This window comes from Streptomyces sp. NPDC050548 (assembly GCF_044457385.1).
Taxonomy (GTDB): domain Bacteria; phylum Actinomycetota; class Actinomycetes; order Streptomycetales; family Streptomycetaceae; genus Streptomyces.
The window spans coordinates 905,049-924,500 of the sequence record NZ_JBITGV010000002.1 but is presented as its reverse complement, the minus strand read 5'-3'; the positions used below and the strand labels follow the sequence as shown (position 1 = coordinate 924,500).

General features: G+C 70.8%; 18 protein-coding genes. 2 read left to right on the top strand and 16 right to left on the bottom strand.

The window, feature by feature from the left end; genetic code table 11:
- The 12 genes from ACIBJH_RS10075 to ACIBJH_RS10020 form a co-directional block, all read right to left on the bottom strand.
- A partial coding sequence (locus tag ACIBJH_RS10075; protein WP_399116360.1) for an ABC transporter permease occupies positions 1–518 on the bottom strand: 518 nt, incomplete at its 3' end.
- Positions 519–523: 5 nt separating this feature from the next.
- The gene (locus tag ACIBJH_RS10070) at positions 524–1,543 is read right to left on the bottom strand and encodes a sugar ABC transporter substrate-binding protein (protein WP_399116359.1); all 1,020 of its coding nucleotides are present in this window, start codon (positions 1,541–1,543) and stop codon (positions 524–526) included.
- 245 nt (positions 1,544–1,788) lie between these two features.
- Positions 1,789–2,637: a sugar phosphate isomerase/epimerase family protein gene (locus tag ACIBJH_RS10065; RefSeq protein WP_399116358.1), complete on the bottom strand. Its 849-nt coding sequence runs from the start codon at positions 2,635–2,637 to the stop codon at positions 1,789–1,791.
- 129 nt (positions 2,638–2,766) lie between these two features.
- Positions 2,767–3,654 carry a sugar phosphate isomerase/epimerase gene (locus tag ACIBJH_RS10060; RefSeq protein ID WP_019068220.1) on the bottom strand — a complete coding sequence of 296 codons (888 nt, stop codon included), beginning with the start codon at positions 3,652–3,654 and terminating at the stop codon, positions 2,767–2,769.
- On the bottom strand, positions 3,651–4,598 hold the full coding sequence (locus ACIBJH_RS10055) for an NAD(P)-dependent oxidoreductase (protein ID WP_399116357.1): 948 nt from the start codon (positions 4,596–4,598) through the stop codon (positions 3,651–3,653). The genes ACIBJH_RS10060 and ACIBJH_RS10055 overlap by 4 nt, the downstream gene beginning before the upstream one ends.
- A gap of 4 nt (positions 4,599–4,602) precedes the next feature.
- On the bottom strand, positions 4,603–5,820 hold the full coding sequence (locus ACIBJH_RS10050) for a Gfo/Idh/MocA family protein (protein WP_399116356.1): 1,218 nt from the start codon (positions 5,818–5,820) through the stop codon (positions 4,603–4,605).
- Positions 5,817–6,644 carry an HpcH/HpaI aldolase/citrate lyase family protein gene (locus ACIBJH_RS10045; protein ID WP_399116355.1) on the bottom strand — a complete coding sequence of 276 codons (828 nt, stop codon included), beginning with the start codon at positions 6,642–6,644 and terminating at the stop codon, positions 5,817–5,819. Before ACIBJH_RS10045 ends, ACIBJH_RS10050 begins: the two co-directional genes overlap by 4 nt.
- The gene (gene iolD, locus ACIBJH_RS10040) at positions 6,641–8,605 is read right to left on the bottom strand and encodes a 3D-(3,5/4)-trihydroxycyclohexane-1,2-dione acylhydrolase (decyclizing) (RefSeq protein ID WP_399116354.1); all 1,965 of its coding nucleotides are present in this window, start codon (positions 8,603–8,605) and stop codon (positions 6,641–6,643) included. The genes ACIBJH_RS10045 and iolD overlap by 4 nt, the downstream gene beginning before the upstream one ends.
- A gap of 43 nt (positions 8,606–8,648) precedes the next feature.
- Positions 8,649–10,091, bottom strand: a complete 1,443-nt coding sequence (locus ACIBJH_RS10035) for an aldehyde dehydrogenase family protein (protein ID WP_399116353.1) — start codon at positions 10,089–10,091, stop codon at positions 8,649–8,651.
- Positions 10,092–10,261: 170 nt separating this feature from the next.
- Positions 10,262–11,482 carry a cysteine desulfurase-like protein gene (locus ACIBJH_RS10030; RefSeq protein ID WP_399116352.1) on the bottom strand — a complete coding sequence of 407 codons (1,221 nt, stop codon included), beginning with the start codon at positions 11,480–11,482 and terminating at the stop codon, positions 10,262–10,264.
- A 36-nt stretch (positions 11,483–11,518) separates the two neighbouring features.
- Positions 11,519–12,304 carry a response regulator transcription factor gene (locus tag ACIBJH_RS10025; protein ID WP_399116351.1) on the bottom strand — a complete coding sequence of 262 codons (786 nt, stop codon included), beginning with the start codon at positions 12,302–12,304 and terminating at the stop codon, positions 11,519–11,521.
- 196 nt (positions 12,305–12,500) lie between these two features.
- Positions 12,501–12,989, bottom strand: coding sequence for a PaaI family thioesterase (locus tag ACIBJH_RS10020; RefSeq protein ID WP_399116350.1), 489 nt, complete (start codon positions 12,987–12,989; stop codon positions 12,501–12,503).
- Between the two features lie 93 nt (positions 12,990–13,082).
- Here ACIBJH_RS10020 and ACIBJH_RS10015 point away from each other — a divergent pair, with 93 nt between their 5' ends.
- Positions 13,083–13,565, top strand: a complete 483-nt coding sequence (locus tag ACIBJH_RS10015; protein WP_399116349.1) for a winged helix-turn-helix transcriptional regulator — start codon at positions 13,083–13,085, stop codon at positions 13,563–13,565.
- On the opposite strand, the gene ACIBJH_RS10010 is transcribed toward ACIBJH_RS10015, so the two are convergent.
- Both ACIBJH_RS10010 and ACIBJH_RS10005 read right to left on the bottom strand, forming a co-directional pair.
- Positions 13,554–15,641 carry a GH92 family glycosyl hydrolase gene (locus tag ACIBJH_RS10010; protein ID WP_399116348.1) on the bottom strand — a complete coding sequence of 696 codons (2,088 nt, stop codon included), beginning with the start codon at positions 15,639–15,641 and terminating at the stop codon, positions 13,554–13,556. The genes ACIBJH_RS10015 and ACIBJH_RS10010 overlap by 12 nt on opposite strands.
- Before the next feature lie 119 nt (positions 15,642–15,760).
- A complete protein-coding gene (locus ACIBJH_RS10005; protein WP_399116347.1) occupies positions 15,761–16,429 on the bottom strand; it encodes a TetR/AcrR family transcriptional regulator in 669 nt (222 codons plus the stop codon).
- Positions 16,430–16,580: 151 nt separating this feature from the next.
- Here ACIBJH_RS10005 and ACIBJH_RS10000 point away from each other — a divergent pair, with 151 nt between their 5' ends.
- On the top strand, positions 16,581–17,618 hold the full coding sequence (locus ACIBJH_RS10000; RefSeq protein WP_399116346.1) for a medium chain dehydrogenase/reductase family protein: 1,038 nt from the start codon (positions 16,581–16,583) through the stop codon (positions 17,616–17,618).
- Between the two features lie 27 nt (positions 17,619–17,645).
- Here ACIBJH_RS10000 and ACIBJH_RS09995 read toward each other — a convergent pair whose 3' ends face one another.
- Together ACIBJH_RS09995 and ACIBJH_RS09990 are read right to left on the bottom strand one after the other, a co-directional pair.
- On the bottom strand, positions 17,646–18,083 hold the full coding sequence (locus ACIBJH_RS09995) for an NUDIX domain-containing protein (RefSeq protein ID WP_399116345.1): 438 nt from the start codon (positions 18,081–18,083) through the stop codon (positions 17,646–17,648).
- Positions 18,084–18,094: 11 nt separating this feature from the next.
- Positions 18,095–19,135, bottom strand: coding sequence for a LacI family DNA-binding transcriptional regulator (locus ACIBJH_RS09990; RefSeq protein WP_399116344.1), 1,041 nt, complete (start codon positions 19,133–19,135; stop codon positions 18,095–18,097).
- Positions 19,136–19,452: the final 317 nt, after the last annotated feature.

The following is a 19,452-nucleotide window of genomic DNA, read 5'->3' as shown; positions in this document are numbered from 1 at the left end:
ACGTTCCCCGTCACCAGCTTGGTGACGGCGAGGTTGACACCCTGGAGGATCAGGAAGCTGCCCAGCGTGATCAGGAAGCTCGGCAGACCGGTCTTCACCACAAGCCAGCCGTTGAGGAAGCCGATCCCCAGTGAGACCAGGAGCGCGACGATCACACCGACCCACACGTTCATGGTGAGCTGGTAGCTCAGCATCGACGCGGTCAGCGCGGAGGTGATCACCGCGACGCCTGCGGAGAGGTCGAACTCCCCGCCGATCATCAGCAGCGCCACCGGCAGCGCCATGATCCCGATGGTCGACGAACCGTAGAGGATGTTCGCCATCGACGCGCCCTCACGCACCGGCGGAGCAGCGATCAGGAAGAACACGTACACCGCTGCCGCACCGAGGAAGACACCGACCTCGGGGCGGGCCAACAACTGGACCAGCAAAGGCCGTTCGGAGGTCCGCCCGTCCTTTTCAAGGACCGGCGGAGCCGGCGACGGGGAGTCCGTCGCCGGTGCCGTGGTCTGGGTCATGGGCGTCACCGTGTTCCCTTGGCGGCGAACTCGGCGACCTTGGCGACGTTGGTCTTGTCGACGAAGGCCGGGCCGGTCAGCACCGGCTCCTGGCCGCCGCCGCTGTAGTTGCCGTTGGTCTTGTAGAGCCACAGCGAGTCGACCGCCAAGTAGCCCTGGAGGTACGGCTGCTGGTCGATGGCCCACTGGATCTTGCCGGCCTTGATGGCGCCGACCGCGTCCTTGTTGAGGTCGAAGGTGGCGAGCTTGGCCTTGCTGCCGGCGTCGGCGATGGACTGGATGGCGGTCATCGCGAACGGGGCGCCCAGCGTGGTCACGTAGTCGATGGTCTTGTCCTGCTGGAGCTTGGCCGTGATCGTCGACTTCACCGACGGCATGTCCGTGCCGTTGACGTTGATGATCTCGGTCTTGCCGGTGAAGGTCTTCTTCACGCCGGCGCAGCGGGCCTCCAGGGCCACCTGACCCTGTTCCATGATCACGCAGATGGTGTGCTTGGCCCCGGCCGCGTTGAGCTTGCGGCCGAATGCCTCGCCCGCGATGCTCTCGTCCTGGCCGAAGTATTCGAGCAGACCCTGCTTCTTCCAGTCCTGCACGCCGGTGTTGAAGCCGACGACGGGGATGCCGGCCTTCTCGGCGGTGGCCACCACGGACTTCATGGCGTCGGGCTTGGCGAGGGTGACCGCGATGCCGTCGACCTTCTGGTCGATCGCGTTCTGCACCAGGTTCGACTGGTTGGGCCCGTTGGGGTCGCTGGAGTAGACAAGCTTGACGTTGTCCTTGGCCGCGGCGGCCTGGGCACCCTTGCGGATCGTGTCCCAGAAGGTGTCACCGGGTGCCGCGTGCGTGATCATCGCGACGGTCATACGGGGTGTGGTGGCCTTGCCTGCCGAGACACCGGCCCCGCTGTCGTCGGACTGCTTGCCGCCGGAGCTGCTGGAGCAGCCCGCCACAAGCAGTGCGGCGGCCGCGGCCGCAGCGACGACGGGGACGATTCTGCGGGAGCGGGGGTGGGATGTACGGTCCATCTTTCCGGCACCTCACTGTGCTGCGGAGGATCACATGCCGTTAACACGGCTGTTGCTTATGACGAGATAGAACCGTCACGCCACCCCAGGGTCAACGCTTGTCATGACATCATTTATACATCACGCCAAGATGTCTGAACATTTCCTCAAGGACCGCCAAAACGTGCCCCGTACATCGAAATAGAAATGAAAACAGGGGTGGCGAGAACGACCGTGGTTTCGTTCCCGCCACCCCTGTGGCCCTTTTAGTTCACAAGTGCCGCGGCACTCCTATAGGCCGCCGCGGCGGCCTCCCGGACCGGCAGCGCGCGGTGCGCGTCGGAGAGGATCTCCACGCCCCAGGGGCCGCGGAAGCCGGCCGTGCGGAGCGCGGCGATGACCCCGGGCAGGTCGAACGAGCCCTCCCCGCACAGGCGTCGGCGGTGCACGGTGTCCTCGAAGAGCGTGCCGACGACGTCGCTGTCGGCGTCGTCGAGTTCCACGCCGACGATCCGCGAACCGGGTACCTCGGCCAGTTCGGCGGGCGGGGTGTGGGCCCGCTCGGTGTGCCAGACGTCGATGATGAGGCCGCCCGCGGGGTGACCGGCGGCCTCGACGAGCCGTAGCCCGTCGTGCACGGTCTTCAGGTTGGACCAGGGCAGCGGCTCGACGCCGAGCCGGGCGCCGACCCCGTCGGCCTGCGCGGCCAGTACGGCGAACTCCTTGGCCCAGACGTCGAGGTCCCAGGGTTCGTCCGCCACGTCGGGGCCGATCTTGAACGTGCGGGCGCCGAGTGCCTCGATGGCCTTCAGCATGCCGGCCCGGATCTCGTCCGACGCGGCCCGCCGGGGTCCGTCCGCCCACCAGTCGCTCAGCAGCTCCAGCTCGACGTGGTTGATCCCGTTGTCCGCGAAGAGCGACCGGATCCCGGCCATTCCGTACTCACGCTCGGCCTCCACCAGGTCCACGTACAGCAGCCCGAAGGCGGTGAATCCGGCCTCGCGCGCCGCTTCCACCCGTTCCCGCAGATTCAGCGGACTGCGCTGATCCTCCTCGTCCGGAGCGGCGTCGCCCGCCGTGGTCCAGCAGGTGGCCAGAAATTCGTCAGCGGTCATTTACTTTTTCCTGGATTCCTCACACTCGGAAAAGACGCGGCGCCCGATCGCTCCGGCATTCTGAGATCATTTCGGCACATCAGTCAATCCCTCAGAACACATCAAAAGCACATCAGGCCCGTATACGTGCTAGGCGACGCCGCGCAGCACCGAGCGCAGGTGCTCGGCGCTGGCCCACACGTCCTCGACCGGGCCCTTCGCCTTGGGCTCCTCGGTGAGGATGGTGTCCTGCTCCAGGACGTACCAGCCGTCGTAGCCGCGGGCGCTGAGGTGGGTGACGATGGCCTGCACATCCACGTCGCCGGCGCCCAGCGGGCGGTACATGCCCTTGCGGACGGCGTCGGTGTAGCTGAGCTGACCGTCCTGGACCTTGGCGGCGAGGGAGGCGTCCACGTCCTTCATGTGGGTGTGGGCGATCCGCTCGGGGGCCTGGCGGGTGAGTTCGGCCGGGTCGGTGCCGCCGATGAGGAGGTGGCCGGTGTCGAGGCAGAGGGAGATCGCCGAGTGCTCCAGGACGCGCCGGACCTCGTCGCCGTTCTCGATCATCGTGCCGACGTGCGGGTGCAGGACGGCACGCACCCCGCGCTCGGCGGCGAGCGAGGCGAGCCGGTCGAGGTTGGACAGCAGCAGCTTCCAGCCGTCGGCGTCGAGTTCGGGACGCGAGTCGTAGCCGTCCTGGCCGGTGACGGCCGACAGGACCAGCACCTCCGCCTTCGAGGCGTCGTAGCCCGCCAGGAGCTGCTCGGCCTCGGGCAGCGGGTCGTGGCCGGGCACGTGCAGCAGCAGCGGGGTGAAGCCGCCGACCGCGTGCAGGTCGTGGTCGGCGAGGGTGCGGGCCATGGCGCCGGGCTCGGCGGGCAGGAAGCCCTCGGGGCCGAACTCGGTGGCGGACAGGCCTACCTCGCGCATCTCGTTCAGCACTCGCTCGGGCGTCAACTGGTAGCCCCAGCCGGGCACTTCGCAGACGCCCCACGAGATGGGAGCGCCCGCGATCCTGTTGAGGGGGGAGGTGGTCATGCTGTGGCCTTTCTGAGATTCCAGTCGGAGTTGGCGACCGCGGCCGGCGGCCGGCCCGCGAGAACGTCCGCGACACCACGCGCCGCGTCGACGAAGGTCAAGGTCATCGCCCGGCGCGTCATACCCATCAGATGAGGGGTGAGAACCACATCGGGATGATCGAACAGTGGATGATAGAGAGCCGGTTCCGGATCGAACACATCCAGTCCTACGCCCGCCAGCCGCCCCGATTCCAGTGCGGCGAGAGTGGCATCCAGGTCCAGCAGCCCACCGCGCCCGCAGTTGATCAGGATCGCGCCCGGTCTGACGCGGGACAGCAGCCGCTCGTCGACGAGGTGCCGGGTCTCCTCGACGAGCGGGGCATGCAGGGTCAACACGTCGCTGGACTCGGCCAGTTCACCGAGGTCGGCACAGGCGAGTCCGGCCGGGGGCGGGTTGAAAGGGTCGTAGGCGTGCGTCAACATCCCGAAGGCGGCGGCCAGTTCGCCGACCCGGCGGCCGATGCGACCGTAGCCGACGATGCCGAGGGTGGCGCCGTCGAGGTCGCCGACCGGGACGGTGTTCCGGGCGGCCCAGCGGCCGTCGCGGACCAGTTCGGTGAGCGGTGCCAGCCGCTTGGTGAGGTGCAGGGCCATGGCGAAGACGCCCTCGGCCACGGCCCGGCTGCCGCTGTTGGGGGTGATGACCACGGGGATGCCACGGGCGGAGGCCGCCGTCACGTCGACCAGGTCGACGCCGACACCGGTACGGGCGATCACCCGCAGCCGTGGCGCACGCCGCAGCAGTTCCTCGTCCACCCGCCGGTCGGCGCGGACGATGGCGCCCTCGGCGACCGCGAGGTCCTCGGGCGTGGGATCGGTGACAAAAGTGACCCCCTTCCCCAGGACGGGTCCCACCGTGTCGGTGTCGACGGGGCCGAGACCCACCACGACGTGGTTGCTCATACGATCAACTCCGCACCGGATGACCGAAGTTGGCGCCCGGCACCGCGGGCACCGGCTGCCAGGCGCCGCTTTCCGCGGAGGCCGCGGCCGCCGCGATGACCTCGGCGACGGCGTGCGCGTCCTCGATCGTCGAGTTGTGGTGTTCGATGCCCGCGACGGCGGCGAGGAACTTCTTGGCCTCGATCACCTTGAGGTCGTCATAGCCCATGCTGTTGCCAGGGCCCGGCTGGAAGCTGGCGTAGTCGCCCATGTGGCCGTTGCCGAGCACGGTGGTGTAGCCCTGCTGGGGGCCGCTGCGGTCGAGGGCGACGCGCAGTTCGTTCATGCGCTCGAAGTTCCAGGTGACCGAGCCGTCGGTGCCGTAGATCTCGAAGCCGATGCCGCACTGCGGGCCGACGATGATGCGCGAGGCCTCCAGCGTGCCGACGGCTCCGCCGTGGAAGCGGACGAGCGCGGCGCTGTAGTCGTCGTTCTCCACGGCCTCCATCTCGCCGTCCTCGATCACCGCGAAGTGCGTGCCCGAGCCCATGGGGAGGATCGGGCGTTCGGTGTAGACGGTGCTGGTGAGGGCGGAGACCTCGTCGATCGGGGCGACGACATAGCTGACGAGATCGACGACATGGCTGAGCAGGTCGCCGAGCGCGCCGTGTCCTGCCAGGTCCCGCTTGAACCGCCAGGACAGGGCGCCCTTGGGTTCGGAGGCGTAGCCGGAGAAGAAGGTGGCGCGGACGTTGGTGATACGGCCCAGGCGGCCCTCGGCGATCAGTTCGCGGGCGCGCTCGACGGCGGGGGCGTGGCGGTAGTTGTAGCCGATGGAGGTGACGACGCCAGCCGCGCGGGCGGCTGCGGCGACCTCGGCGGTCTCCTCGGCGCCGCGTCCGACGGGCTTCTCGATCCAGAACGGCTTGCCGGCCTTGGCGGCGGCGATGCCTATCTCGTGGTGGAGGAGGTTGGGTGCGCAGATCGAGACGACCTCGACCTCCGGGTCGTCGAGGACTGCCCGGTAGTCGGTGCCGGCCCGCGCGTAGCCGAGGACGTCGCGGGCGTAGGCCGCGCGGTCCTCGGCGGTGTCGGCGGCGTGGACGAGGCGGGGCTTGATGCCCAGCTCGGGGTAGACGGACGGGAGGGCCTGGTAGGCGCGGCTGTGGAGCTTGCCCATCCAGCCGACGCTGATCAGTCCGACGCCGATCTCTCGTGCGGCGCCCGGGGTGTCGGGGGTCATGATCGTGCCTCCTCGGAATCCTGAGAGACCTGCGAGTCCTGGGCCCGGGCCTCGCCGAGCGCGGCGGACAGGGCGGCCGCGAGCAGAGTCGCGTCGGAGCCGATGCCGATGAACGTCCAGCCCTCGGCCCGTTTGGCGGCTGCCGCCGCACCGTCGGGGACGAGCAGCCCGCAGGCCTTGCCGTGTGCGGCGGCGGCCTTGCGGACCCGCTCCAGCGCCTCCCGGTAGACCGGCGCGGCGAAATCGCCGGGCACACCGAGGTCGTGGCTGAGGTCGCGGGGGCCGACGAACAGGACGTCGACACCGTCCAGGGCGGCGATCGCCTCGACCTCCGCCAGGGAACTGGCCGACTCGATCTGGACCACGCCGAGGAGTTCGCCCTCCCGGTCCAGGGCTCCGGCGTCGAGGCCGAAACGGCAGGCCCGGTTGTACGTGGCCACGCCCCGGTCCCCGGCGGGTGGGTACCTCAAGTGGCTTAGCGCGGCGGTGACTTCGGCCGCCGTGTCGAGGCGGGGCAGCATGATTCCGGCGGCGCCCAGGTCGAGGACGCGGCCGATGCGGATGCGTTCGGCGGACTCCACGCGTACGACGGTCGGGACACCGTAGGCCGCCGCGGCCGGGACGGTCGTGCGGACCTGTTCCTCGCCGCCCGCGCCGTGTTCGAGGTCGAGCAGCAGCCAGTCGGCACCGGCGGCGGCGCACACCTCTGCGGAGACCGGGGAGGCGGTGCCGACGAAGGTGCCCAACGTGGCCTCTCCGGCGGCGAGTCGGGCGCGCAGGCGGCCGTGGTCGAGAGGCGAGCGATTCAGGGCTGTGGGAGTCATCCGTACCACCTCTGGGACGCGAGGCCCTCTTCGTACTCGGCGCGCAGCTGGGCGACTGCCTCCTGCTCCGAGACCTCGGCCGGGGCCACGTCCCACCACACACCGGCGCCGGGCAGGTCGGCGTGCGGGATCACGGGGACGACCAGGACGACCGGGCCGTTGTGGTCGCGGGTGTCGGCCAGCGCCGCACGCACCTCGTCGGCGGTCGTGGCACGGAGCGCGCGTGCGCCGAGGCCCTCCGCGGTCTTGACGAGGTCGACCTGGAGGTAGTCCCCCTCCAGGCGTGCGGACTTGCCGGAGCCGATCTCCAGGCTGCCGTCGCGGTAGCGGAACTCGTTGCCGAACTCCCGTCCGTTGCGGCCCATTTGGAGTCGGTGGATGACCTGGTAGCCGTGGTTCTCGGGGATCACGATCGTGATCGGGAGCCGTTCCTGCGCGGCCGTGACCAGTTCGGTGGGCGCCATGAGGAAGGTTCCGTCGCCGAGCAGCGACAGCACGCGCTTGGCCGGGTCCGGTTCGGCGAAGCGGACGCCGATCGCGGCGGGCAGTTCGTAGCCCATGCAGGAGAAGCCGAACTCCAGGTGGGCGTACCGTCCTTCGGTGGCGTCCCACACCTTCTGCAGGTCACCGGGCGGGCCACCGGCAGCCGCGATGATCGTGTCACCGGACCGTGCGTGCTCCTGGAGGAGACCGATCAACTGCCCCTGGGTAAGGGCGGCTTCGGTGTCGCGCACGACGTCGGAGTCGGCGGGCAGCGAGGCGAGGTCGAAGGGGGTGTCCGGGTCGATCGCGGCACTCCGTTCCTCCTGCCACCGCGCGTCCAGGGTGCGTACCTTCTCCTGCCAACCGGCCGACGTGGTCGTGCCGTTGGCCCGTACGACCTCCGTCAGCGCGGCGAGGGCCCGCTTGGCGTCGGCCACGATGCCGGTCGCGCCGAGGCGGCCCGCGTCGTGCACGTTGACGTTGATGCCGGCGAAGCGCACGTCAGGGTTCTGGAAGATGGAGTGCGAGGCGGTGGCGAAGTCCGTGAGCCGCGAGCCCACGGTGAGGACGAAGTCGGCTTCCCGGGCAAGGGTGTTGACCGCCGGAGTGCCTTCGAGGCCGATGCCGCCGAGCTGCCACCAGTCGCGGCGCTGGACGGCGCCCTTACCCGCGAAGGTCTCCACGACGGGCACACCCGCCGCTTCGGCGAGCGCCTCCAACTCCTCGGTGGCACCGGAGTACACGACGCCACCACCGGCGATGATCAGCGGCTTCTCGGCCTCGGCGAGCAGTCGCGCGACCACCGCGACCTCGTCGGCGTCCGGCGCGGGGCGGCGGATCGGCCAGTCGTGCTCGGCGAAGAAGGCCACCGGGTAGTCGTAGGCGTGGGACTGGATGTCCTGCGGGAGGGAGACGACCACCGCGCCGGTGTCGACGTCGGTGAGCGCGCGCATCGCGGCGGGCAGCGCGGTGAGGAGCTGCTCGGGGCGGGTGATGCGGTCGAAGAAGCGGGAGACGGGCCGGAAGGCGTCGTTCACCGAGGCGTCGGCCTCGATCGGGTGCTGGAGCTGCTGAAGTACCGGGCCCTGGTGGCGAGTTGCGTAGGTGTCGCCGGGCAGCAGCAGGACGGGCAGCCGGTTGACGGTGGCGAGGCCCGCGCCGGTCACCATGTTGAGGGCGCCCGGGCCGATGGAGGCGGTGACGGCGAGGGTGGCGTGCCGCTTGGTGGCCTTGGCGTAGGCGGTCGCGATGTGGACGAGCGCCTGCTCGTTGCGGCCCTGGACGAAGGGGAGTTGGTCGCTGAGCTGGTCGAGGGCCTGGCCGAGGCCGGCCACGTTGCCGTGCCCGAAGATGCCGAGGGCGGCCGGTACGAGACGGCGGCGCTCTCCGTCGGCCACGGAGTACTGGCGGGAGAGGTAGGTGACGACGGCCTGGGCCACGGTGAGGCGCACCGTGCCCTGTTGTGTCCGGTCGGTCATGAGTCGGCTCCTGAATGCGGGGATGTACGGGGACGCGCCGGGATCACCACGGGCGGCCGTGCAGGACGATGGTCTTGACCTCGGTCATCTCGCTCACCGCGGCGCGCGGGCCTTCCTTGCCGTAGCCGCTGCCCTTGAGGCCGCCGTACGGCATGAGGTCGGCGCGCCACAGGGGCGTCCAGTTGATGTGGACGGAGCCGGCGTCGATCTCCCGGATGGCGCGGACGGCGCCCGCGATGTCGGAGGTGAAGATGCCGGCGCCGAGGCCGTAGGCGGTGCCGTTGGCCTGGGCGATGGCGGACTCCCAGTCGGCGGCCGAGCTGACGGCGACGGCGGGTCCGAACAACTCCTGCTGACTGAAGGGGGAGTTGGGGTCGACGTCGGCCACGACGGCCGGGCTGACCACGGTCCCGTCGCGCTCGCCGCCGGTCAGGATGCGGGCGCCGTCCGCGCCCGCCTGGGCGATGGCCCGCTCCACGCGTTCCGCCTCGGCGGTCGTGATGAGGGAGCCCATGGTGGTGTCGGCGGAGGACGGGTCGCCGGTCCTGATGGCCTTGACCTTGGGGACCAGGGCGTCGAGGAAGTCGCCGGTGATCGACGGGTGGGTGATCACGCGCTGGACGGAGATGCACACCTGTCCGGCGTTGACGTAGCCGCCCAACGCGACGGCGCTGGCGGCGAGTTCGATGTCGGCGTCGGGAAGGACGACGACGGGGCAGGAGGCGCCCAGTTCGAGGGAGAGCTTCTTGACGCCGGCGACGCGGGCGATGTGTTCGCCGGTCGCGGTGGAGCCGGTGAAGGAGATCTTCCGTACCCGGGGGTCGGTCACGAGGAGGTCCCCGAGCACACCGCCGGAGCCGACGAGCACCGAGAGCACGCCCTCGGGGAGTCCGGCGTCCACGAAGCACTCGGCGAGGGCGAGCGCGGTCAGCGGGGTGGAGGTGGCCGGCTTGAGGACGACCGCGTTTCCGGCCGCGAGCGCGGGGGCGAGTTTGTGGAGCACGAGCAGCGCGGGGTAGTTGAACGGCGTGATGGCCACGACCACTCCGCACGGCTGGCGCAGGGTGAAGCCGACCTTGTCCTGGCCGGTGCCGCGGTTGGCGTCCAACGGCAGTGTCTCGCCGTAGAGTTGGGTGCCCTCGAAGGCGGCGAGCCGGATCAGGTCGCCGGAGCGTGACGCCTCGCCGGTGGCCTCGGTGATGGTCTTGCCCGACTCGGAGCTGATGGTCCGCGCGATCTCGGCGGCCCGCTGGTCGGCGAGTTCCGCCGCACGCAGCAGGATCGTCATGCGTTCGTGGGCGGGGGTGCGCCGCCATGTCGCGGCGCCCCGCTCGGCCGCGGTGAGGGCCCGCTCGACGTCCTCGGGTCCCGCCACCGCCACGGTGCCGACGGTCGAGCCGTCGAAGGGGGACGTGACGTCCCGGGTCCGTCCCTCCCCCGCCGATGTCTGCCACCGGCTTCCGATGAGTAGTTCCGCAGGCGCCATTGCCTTCTCCCTCCAGAAACCCTCGCGACCGTCCTGCCTGGTCCGAAGCGCCGATCGACCGGCGACCAGGCCGTTTACCTGGGCGTAACGGTAGGTGCGGCGCAGGGCATTGTTGAAGGGGTGGAATCCATCATTATCCCGTCATCGGGCACCTCTTTTTTCCATCATCGCTACGGCCGCTTCAGGAACAGCTCCAGTCCGGTCAGAAGTCGATCGACATCCTCGCTGTCGGTGTAGGGCGCGAGGCCGATACGCAGGCCTCCGGAGTCGCCCAGGCCGAGGCGGCGGGAGGCCTCGATGGCGTAGAAGGAGCCGGAGGGCGCGTGGACGTGGCGTTCCGCGAGGAAGCGGGAGGCGTCCTGTGTGCCCTGCGCGCCGAAGGTCTCGTCGAAGGTCAGGAGCACGGTGGGGGTGCGCTCGGCCGCGTTGGAGTGGACGGTGATGCCGTCCAGGGCGGCGAGCCCCTGGTCGATGAGCGTGCGCAGGACCTCCTCGTGCCGGTGGAGTGCGGCGAGACTGGCCGACAGGCGCTCGCGACGGCTCCCGGTGGCCCCCTCGTCGAGGCCCGCGAGGACGTCGACCGCCGCGCTGGTGCCGGCGAGCAACTCGTAGGGCAGGGTGCCGAGTTCGAAGCGCTCGGGGACCGCGTCGGAGGAGGGGAGCAGCTTGTCCGGGCGCAGGGTCTCCAGCAGTTCGGGCCGGGCGGCGAGGACGCCGAGGTGGGGGCCGAGGAACTTGTACGGCGAGCACACGAAGAAGTCCGCGCCGAGCTGCCCGAGGTCGACCAGGGCGTGCGCGGTGTAGTGGACGCCGTCGACGTGGAACAGCGCTCCCGCCTCGTGTGCCAGGCGCGCCATTTCGGGGATCGCGGGCCGGGTGCCGATCAGGTTGGAGGCGGCGGTGACGGCGACCAGCCGGGTGCGTGCGGAGAGGGCGGCGCGGAGGTGGGCGGGGGTCAGTTCACCGGTCGCCGGGTCGAAGTCCGCCCAGCGGACGGTGGCGCCGACCCGCTCGGCCGCCTGTGTCCAGGGGCGGATGTTGGCGTCGTGGTCGAGACGGGTTACGACGACCTCGTCGCCGGGCGCCCATGACTTGGCGAGGGTGCGGGCGAGGTCGTAGGTCAGCTGCGTGGCACTGCGGCCGAAGACGATGCCCGCCGGGTCCGCGGCGAGGAGGTCGGCCATGGCCTCGCGGGCGCCGGTGACGATGGTGTCGGCGTTGCGCTCCCCCGCCGTGACCTGGCCCCGGTTGGAGAGGGGGTTCGACAGAGCGCGGGTGATGGCCTCGATGACCGGGCGGGGTGTCTGGGTGCCGCCGGGCCCGTCGAAGTGGGCGGTTCCGGTGCTGAGGGCGGGGAACAGGGCGCGCAGGGCGGTGATGTCGTACGTCACGAAGGTGGGCTCCTGTCGGTGCGGCGGCTCGGGGGTTCAGCGTCCCGTGCGGGGTGGGAGCAGGCCGATCTCCTGCGCCCGTAGCACCGTACTCACCCGGTCGCGTGTGCCCAGTTTCCGGTACAGGCTCTCGACGTGCTTGTGCACCGTGCGCACGGAGATGCCGAGGCGGTGGGCGATGGCCGAGGCGGTGAGGGCGTCGGCGAGGAGCAGCAGGACGGTGACCTGGCGGGGCGTGAGGCGGCAGTTCTCGGGTATCTCGGGCGGGGTCTGGGTGGCGCGCCAGCGTTCGAGGAGTTGCCGCTGTTGTTCCACGCCGGCCAGCAGGGGCTGGATCATTTCGGCGGCCCGGACGTGGTCCTCGGTGAAGTCGGCGCCGGCCCGGTAGACGAGGGCGCCGGTGACCGGGGTGGCCGTGCCCGGCAGCGGGACGGCGAGGACGTGGTCGGCGTCCATCAGGCGGCTGATCGTGCCCGCCATACGGCTGTCGGCCCAGCCCTTGCCGGCCATCCGGTGGGCGGTTCCGGGGCGGCGGGCGGCACCGGCCGTGACGTAGTGGTCCGCGAAGGGGTAGCCCCGGCGCAGTACCGCCATCGCCTCGTCGTCGATCCCCCCGAGGTGTGCCGCGGCGGCGGGCGAGAGCCCCATCGCGCCGGTCCGGTCCGTCCACTCGCCGAGCTTGTAGATCAGCGCCTCGCCCCCGCACAGGCCGGGCAGCGCCGCGGCGACCATCGGCCACAGCCGTGCGGGATCCCGTTCGTGCAGCGCCGCCACCGCGACCGCCAGCATGCGCTCGTACGCCCCGGTCACCCCGACCGTCATACGCCCTCACGATCCCGCCGTGTCACCTGCACGTACGTACTTCTCCCCATAGCACCACGGCAACGGCTTGCGGCAAACTTCACAGCGTGCCTGCAAGGCCCGCGACCGTAAGGATCAAGGGAGTTGACGGTACGGATCCGCCTGCGCGGGGGACAGGCGGACTCCTCTTCTACGACTGTTTCCGGTCAGGGCACGGTCAGGGCACGGGAAACAGCAGGCAGCTGCTGGTGGCGTGGGCGAGCAGCCGGTCCCTCTCGTCGAACAGCTGGGACTGGGCGAGCGCGGTGCGCCGTCCGCCGTTGAGGACGGTGCCGACGGCGCGGATCCGCCCGGTGTCGGCGGTGACCGGGCGCAGGAACTTCACGGTCAGGTCGAGCGAGGTGTAGCCCATGCCCTCCGGGAGCGTCGACTGCACCGCGCAGCCGGCGGCGGAGTCGAGCAGGGTGGCGAAGACTCCGCCGTGCACACTGCCGATGGGGTTGTAGTGCTCCTCCCCCGGTATCAGGGAGAACACCGCGCGCCCGAACTCCACCTCGTCGACGGTGAAGTTCAGGGTGGCGCCGATGGGCGCCGCGGGGAGCTGTCCGGCGATCACTTCGCGCAGGAACTCCAGACCCGTGGTCTTTCCCACGGCGGCTGCCGAGATCCCCGGATCCTGCCACTCGTACATGCGTGACCGTCCCATGCGGTACTGCCTCCTCTGCTGGCTTCTTCAATAGAAGCTAGATCCCGTCGCAGCTGACTGTCAATGACAGAGCCAGGTGGCTATGGTGGCGGCATGGAATGGCTCGATGTGAGCACGGAGAACTGTCCGGTCCAGAGCACGCTCGATCTCGTCGGCGAGAAGTGGACCCTGCTGATCCTGCGGGACGCCTTCATCAGGGTCCGCCGTTTCGACGACTTCAGGCGCCATATCGGGCTCTCGGACGCGGTGCTGTCCGACCGGCTCCGCAAGCTGGTCGCGGCCGGCATCCTGACGACCGTGCCCTATCAGGAGGCGGGGAGCCGGACGCGCAACGAGTACCGGCTGACGGGCAAGGGCCGTGACCTGTGGCCCATCCTCATGGCCCTGCGGCAGTGGGGCGAGACGTATGCCGCCGACCCCGGGGGCCAGGTCCTCGACGTCCGGCACACCGCGTGCGGGGCGCCGGTACGGGTGGTGGTGGAGTGCGACGGACCGCACGGCGCACTCGCACCGACCGAGGTGACGGCCGTTCCCGGACCGGCCGCCCGTCCCGTACGAAGTCCGCTACCGCAGTGAGTGCTTGGGCGGCTGCCGGAGCGAGTGCCTGGGCGACGCCGGGCCGACCGTGAGCGTGGTGCCGTCGCCCCGGTGGACAGCGGCGGCGGTGAACAGGGGTGCGGTGCGGGTGAGTTGGGCGCTGCCGGGGATCTCGGGGTACAGGCCCAGGCTCGCCCACACCGCCCAGGCCGACATGGCGCCGAGGTCGTCGTTGCCGACCAGGCCGCCGGGTACGTCGCTGAACAGCGTGGACAGCGCGCGGTGGACAACGGCCCCGGCGCGGTCCGCGCGGCCGACGTGGGTGTACGCCCAAGGGGCCCCGAAGGAGGGCTCGTTGCCGAGGTAGGCGTAGGGCTCCGAGGCGCCCGCGTTGAGGCTGCTGAAGAAGGTGTCGAGGCGGGTGGTGACGGCGGAGTCGCCGCCCATGGCGGTGAACAGTCCCGGCAGGTCCTGCGGCACCATCCAGGTGTACTGGGCCGCGTTGCCCTCCACGTACTCCGTCTTCTGGGCCGGGGTGAAGGCCGGCCAGCTGCCGTCGGCGGCGCGGGGCTGGATGTAGCCGGTGGCGGGGTTGAAGAGGTTGCGCCAGTTCCCGGAGGCGCGCAGCAGGGTGCTGTAGGCGGTCAAGTCCCCCAGCCGGTGCGCGAGTTGGGCCAGCGCGTAGTCGGCGACGGCGTATTCGAGGGTGGTGGAGACCGAGCCCCACACCCCCTTGGTGCCGGCGGGGACGTAGCCGAGGGTGTCGTACTGCGTGTGTCCGGGACGCTGCCGGTCGTCCTGGCGGTCCGCGAGGGCCGTGCGCAGCAGGACGGCGGCGTCGAAGTCGGTCCCGCCGAAGGCGTGGATCGTGGACGCGATGGCGGGCAGCGGGTCGCCGACCATGACACCGCTGCCGCCGTTCGCGAGGGTCCAGCGGTCGAAGTACCCGGCCTGCAGGCCCTGGTTGAGGACGGACTGCGCGATGTCGGAGGCCTCGCGCGGGGCGAGCAGCGCCAGCAGCTGGATCTGGCAGCGGTAGATGTCCCAGCCGGAGAAGTTCGCGTACTGCACATGACCGGTGCGGGTGCGGTGGACGAGGCCGTCCATGCCGGTGTAGCGGCCGTCGGTGTCGCTGAAGACGCTGGGGTGCAGGAGGGCGTGGTAGAGCGCGGTGTAGAAGACGCGGCGCTGGGCGTCCGTGCCTCCGCCGACGCTGACGTGGTTCAGCCAGGTGTTCCAGTCGTCGCGCACGGCCTGTCGGACGGTGTCGTACGACCGCGCCGCCTGCTCGGTGAGCGCGTTGCGGCGGGCGCCCTCGACGTCGACGAAGGAGACGCCGACCCGGGCGGTCACGGTGCGCACGCCGGGGGCGAAGGTGACCATGGCCGCGCCGGCCTTGCCGTCCGGGTGGGCGGACTGGGCGAAGGGCTGGTCGAAGGTGGCGTGGAAGTAGAGCCGGTAGCGGTTCTTGGACTTGCAGAAGGCGCCGCTGTCGCTGTACCCGGACAGCGTGTCGGTACCGATGTCGACCGATCCGGTGGCCGCGGTGAACGCCTTGGCCGCGTCGATGCTCACCGAGGCGGGGCGGGTGTCGGTGGCCGGGTAGGTGAAGCGGGCGATGCCCGAGCGCTGGGTGGTGGTCAGGTCGGTGCCGATGCCGTTGTCGAAGGTGACGTGGTAACTGCCGGGCGCCGCCTGCTCGTTGGTGTGCGAGAACGTGGCGTAGGCTGGCGGTGCGGCCTCCTGGGTGGGCATGAAGGGGACGTTGCCGTAGGCGGCGCAGCCGGCTCCGGAGATGTGCGCGAGGCTGAAGCCGCGGATGCGGTTGTCGCCGTAGGAGTAGCCGCCGTGCTGGTACGTCACGGTGTCGGGGCTCCACTGCATCCCGCCGAGCGGGGCCGAGGCTCCCGGGAAGGTGTTGCCCGCGCCGCCGCCGTGGCCGAAGTCGGGGCCGCCGGGGGCGGTGCCCACGAACGGGTTGACGTACCGCGCGAGATCGTCGACGGCCCGGGCCCGGGGCTTGCCGTCCGCCCGGACCGGGGCGGCCGCGGCCGTTCCGGACGCCACGAGCACCGAGGCCGCCAATGCGGCCCGCAGCAGGGGAAGTCGCACCACGTTTCTCCAGCCAGACAGGGAACCCGCCGCCCGCGCGGCGCCGGACCGCGAGTGTCCCCAATCCGATCTTCACAACGGCGTCGCCACACCGGCGGGCCGGCTGGAGCAAGCCGGTCGGGTCAGCGGGGCGCGCCTCCCCGCCGCTCCACCAGCCCCGCCAGTTCGGACGCGAAGAGCTCGGCGGGGTCGAAGCCCATGCCGGTGAAGTGGCCCGCGAGTTCCAGGGAGAGGACGCCGTGCAGGCGGGTCCAGAACGTCAGGGCCCGGTGGAGGGCCACGGGAGGGGCGGGGTGGTCGCCCGCCCAGTCGCAATGGTCCGCGAGATGCGTCTCGAACGGTGTCGCGGGACCGTCCGTCCGGTCTGCGGCGGCGCAGGCGTCCAGCAGGGTCGTCATGATCTCGGACGCGATGCCGGTGATGTCGTCGGGCGCGTGGTAGCCGGGGACGGGGGTGCCGTAGACGAGGAAGTACCGCTGGGGGTCGTCGAGGGCCCATGCGCGCAGGGTGTGGGCCAGTCCGGGCAGGTCGGTGCCGGTCTCGGCGGCCGTGCGGAAGGTGTCGGCGAGGCTGCGGTAGGCGTCCCGGACGAGTTCGGTGATCAGGTCGTCCCGGCTGGCGAAGTAGCGGTAGAGCGCGGGCCCGCTCATGCCCATCCGCTTGGCGATGCCGTTGAGGGAGAGCGCGGAGGCGCCCGCCGTGGCGATCTGCTCCCGCGCGTGGTCCTTGATCTCCGTACGCACCTGGTCGCGGTAGCGCTCACGCGGAGTCCTCGTGCCTGTTTCCGCCATGACCGGCCGCCTTCCACACTCACGGGACTACACACTCAAGCTTCAGTTAGAAGGTATCACGATTGCACTTGACGACCCCTTCTAGCGTGCGTTACAACCTATAACGAACACGAAAGCGCATAGCTCGCCACAGCTCACACTGGAGGTCGCCATGAACAACACCACCGACGCACTCGTCGAGGTCGTCCTGCCGGGCAAGGTCGAGCCCGAGGGCCTGGAGGTCCGGCACGGAGCCGTCCCCGTCGCGGGCCCCGGCCAGGTCGTGATCCGGATGGAGGCGACCGGGGTCTCCTTCGCCGAGCAGCAGATGCGCCGCGGCCGGTACTACGACCAGCCCCCGTTCCCCTTCGTCCCCGGCTACGACCTGGTAGGCACTGTTCAGAGCGCCGGCGCCGGCGTGGAAGCGGGCCTGGTCGGCACCCGGGTGGCCGCGCTGGTGAAGGTCGGCGGCTGGGCCAGCCATGTGCTGGTCGACGCGGCCGACGTGGTGCCGGTGCCGGCCGGGGTCGGCGCGGCGGAGGCCGAGACCGTGGTGGTCAACGGCATCACCGCCTGGCAGATGCTGCACCGCAAGGCCCGGGTCCGCGCGGGCCAGACGATCCTGGTGCACGGCGCCAACGGCGGTGTCGGCACGGTCCTGGTCCAACTCGCCCGCGCGATGGGCGTGTACGTGATCGGCACGGCATCACCGCGCCACCACGACGCATTGCGCGAGCAGGGCGTCGAGCCCATCGACTACCGCACCCCGGACCTCGCCGCCCGGGTCCGCGACATCGCCCCGCGCGGGGTGGACGCGGTCTTCGACCACGTCGGCGCCGAGAGCGTCGTCCGCTCCTGGCGCCTCCTCGCCCCCGGCGGCACCCTCGTCTCCTACGGCAGCGCCGCCACCCGCGACGACGAGGGCTCCAAGCAGCTGCCCGTGCTCAAGATCCTCGGCCGGGTCTGGGTGTGGAACGCGCTGCCCAACGGCCGCCACGCCTACTTCTTCAACGTCTGGGCCGGGCGCGCCCTGAACAAGAGCCGCTTCCGCGCCCAGCTGCGCACCGACCTCTCCCAGGTCTTCGCCGCCGTGGAGCGCGGCGAGGTCACACCGCAGATCGCGGCCCGGCTGCCGCTGGCCCGAGTCTCCGACGCCCTGCGCCTCGCCGAGTCGGGAACGGTCGCGGGCAAGGTCGTACTGACGCCGTAGCAGGGCCCCCACGACGGCGACCGTCCGTCAGGCGGCGCCCCACGCGTCGACATGGCGGAGCACATGGTCGGCGAGTTCGGCCGGCTGGAGGTTGAGGGCCGCCACGGCGGGGCGGCTCAGGGCCACCCGGACCGGTTCGAAGTCGCCCGTGTCGGGATCGTCGAACTCGGGACCGTGCCGGCGGGCCAGGTCCATGTCGAGCAGGTCGGCGAGGAAATAGTGCTGTACGACGGTGGTCGTCCCGCCCGGTTCGGTCAGGGTGAGGAACTCGGTGGCGGGACCGATCGTGGCACCGATCTCCTCCAACACCTCGCGGCGCAGGGCCGATTCGAGGTCCGCGTCGGCGGGCTCGACGCTTCCGCCGACGGTCGTGCAGTAGGTGTCACCGCCCGGCCAGCCCCGCTTGAGGAACACCAGTTGACCGTGGTCGAGCAGCACGACCCGCGCCTTGTGACGGACCTTCATGTCCCGAGAGCCTAGCGAGGCGGCGCCGACGACGAAGCGCGGACGACGAGTTCGACCGGTGGTTCGGTCACCGGCAGCGGGGGTTCCTGCGGATGCTCGATGGCGTGCACGAGGAGTTTGAGACCGATTCGCGCCATCGCGTCGAACGGCTGCCGTACGGTCGTCAGCGGTGGAGTCACATAGGCGGCCACCGGGGTGTCGTCGAAGCCCACCACGCTGATGTCCTCCGGGACCCGCCGGCCGGCCTCCGTCAGGGCGCGGATCAGGCCGATCGCCATGTCGTCGTTGGCGGCGAACACCGCGGTGACGCCGGGGTCGGCGGCCAGTGCGCGACCGGCCGCGTAACCGGAGGCGGCCGACCAGTCGCCCTGTACGACCGGCGGTTCCGCCCGGCCGTGCGCGGCGAGCGCCGCCCGCCAGCCTTCGAGTCGGTCCCGGGCCGAGTACCAGCGCTGGGGTCCCGCCAGGTGATGGACCGTCGTGTGACCCAGCTCCAGCAGATGTTCGGTCGCCGCCCGCGCCAGCCGACTGGACACGATCCCGGCCGTCACCACATGCGGCGCGACGAAGGGCGGCGGCGCGCCGAGGACGAGCACCGGCACAGCGACCCGCGCGGACAGGTCGGCGCCGTCCTCCTCGTCGATCGGCTCGGAGATGACGATGCCGTCCACGCCCTGGTCGAGGAGCGAGTCGACGGCACCGGCGATGCCCGCCGACTCGCCCTCCATCGTGTTGACCACACGGAGCGCGTAACCGGTGTCGCGTACGGCTCGCTCGACGCCCATGAGCAGTGAGGCGGGGCCGTACAGGGCGGTACCGAGCGTCACCACGCCGATGGACCGGGTGCGTCCGGAGGCCAGCGCGCGGGCCGCGTTGTTCGAGCGGTAGCCCAGTTCCTCGGCCGCCGCCAGGACCCGGCGGCGTACGTCGGCGGAGACGTACGGCTCGTCGTTCATGACCCGGGACACCGTCTTCTGCGACACGCCCGCGAGGCGCGCCACGTCCACACTGCGCGGTGCGGCTCCCGCGCCGCGTCCGGTCCCTGGTGCCATGGCGTCTCCTGATCTTCGGCAGCCGCATCCTAGCCCGCGCCCGCTGCCCGCAGGCCTCGCGCTGTCGGGAAGCGCGAGGCCCTTCGACCGGTCGGTGGGGGCGCCCGGTCGAACCCCCTGGGCGATCGGCCCTCGCCTCCTTGCCGACGCGACAAGGGCGGGCAAACCGTCAAGCATCGCCCTCGCACAGACAAGCGACCCTCGTTCATATCTACGAACTTGACTCCTGGCGGGTGCCGTCCTCCCCGAACCTCTGATAGTTAAGTTTCCTATCAGTTCAACGGCACGACCAACTCCCCACCCCCCACCACCATTTG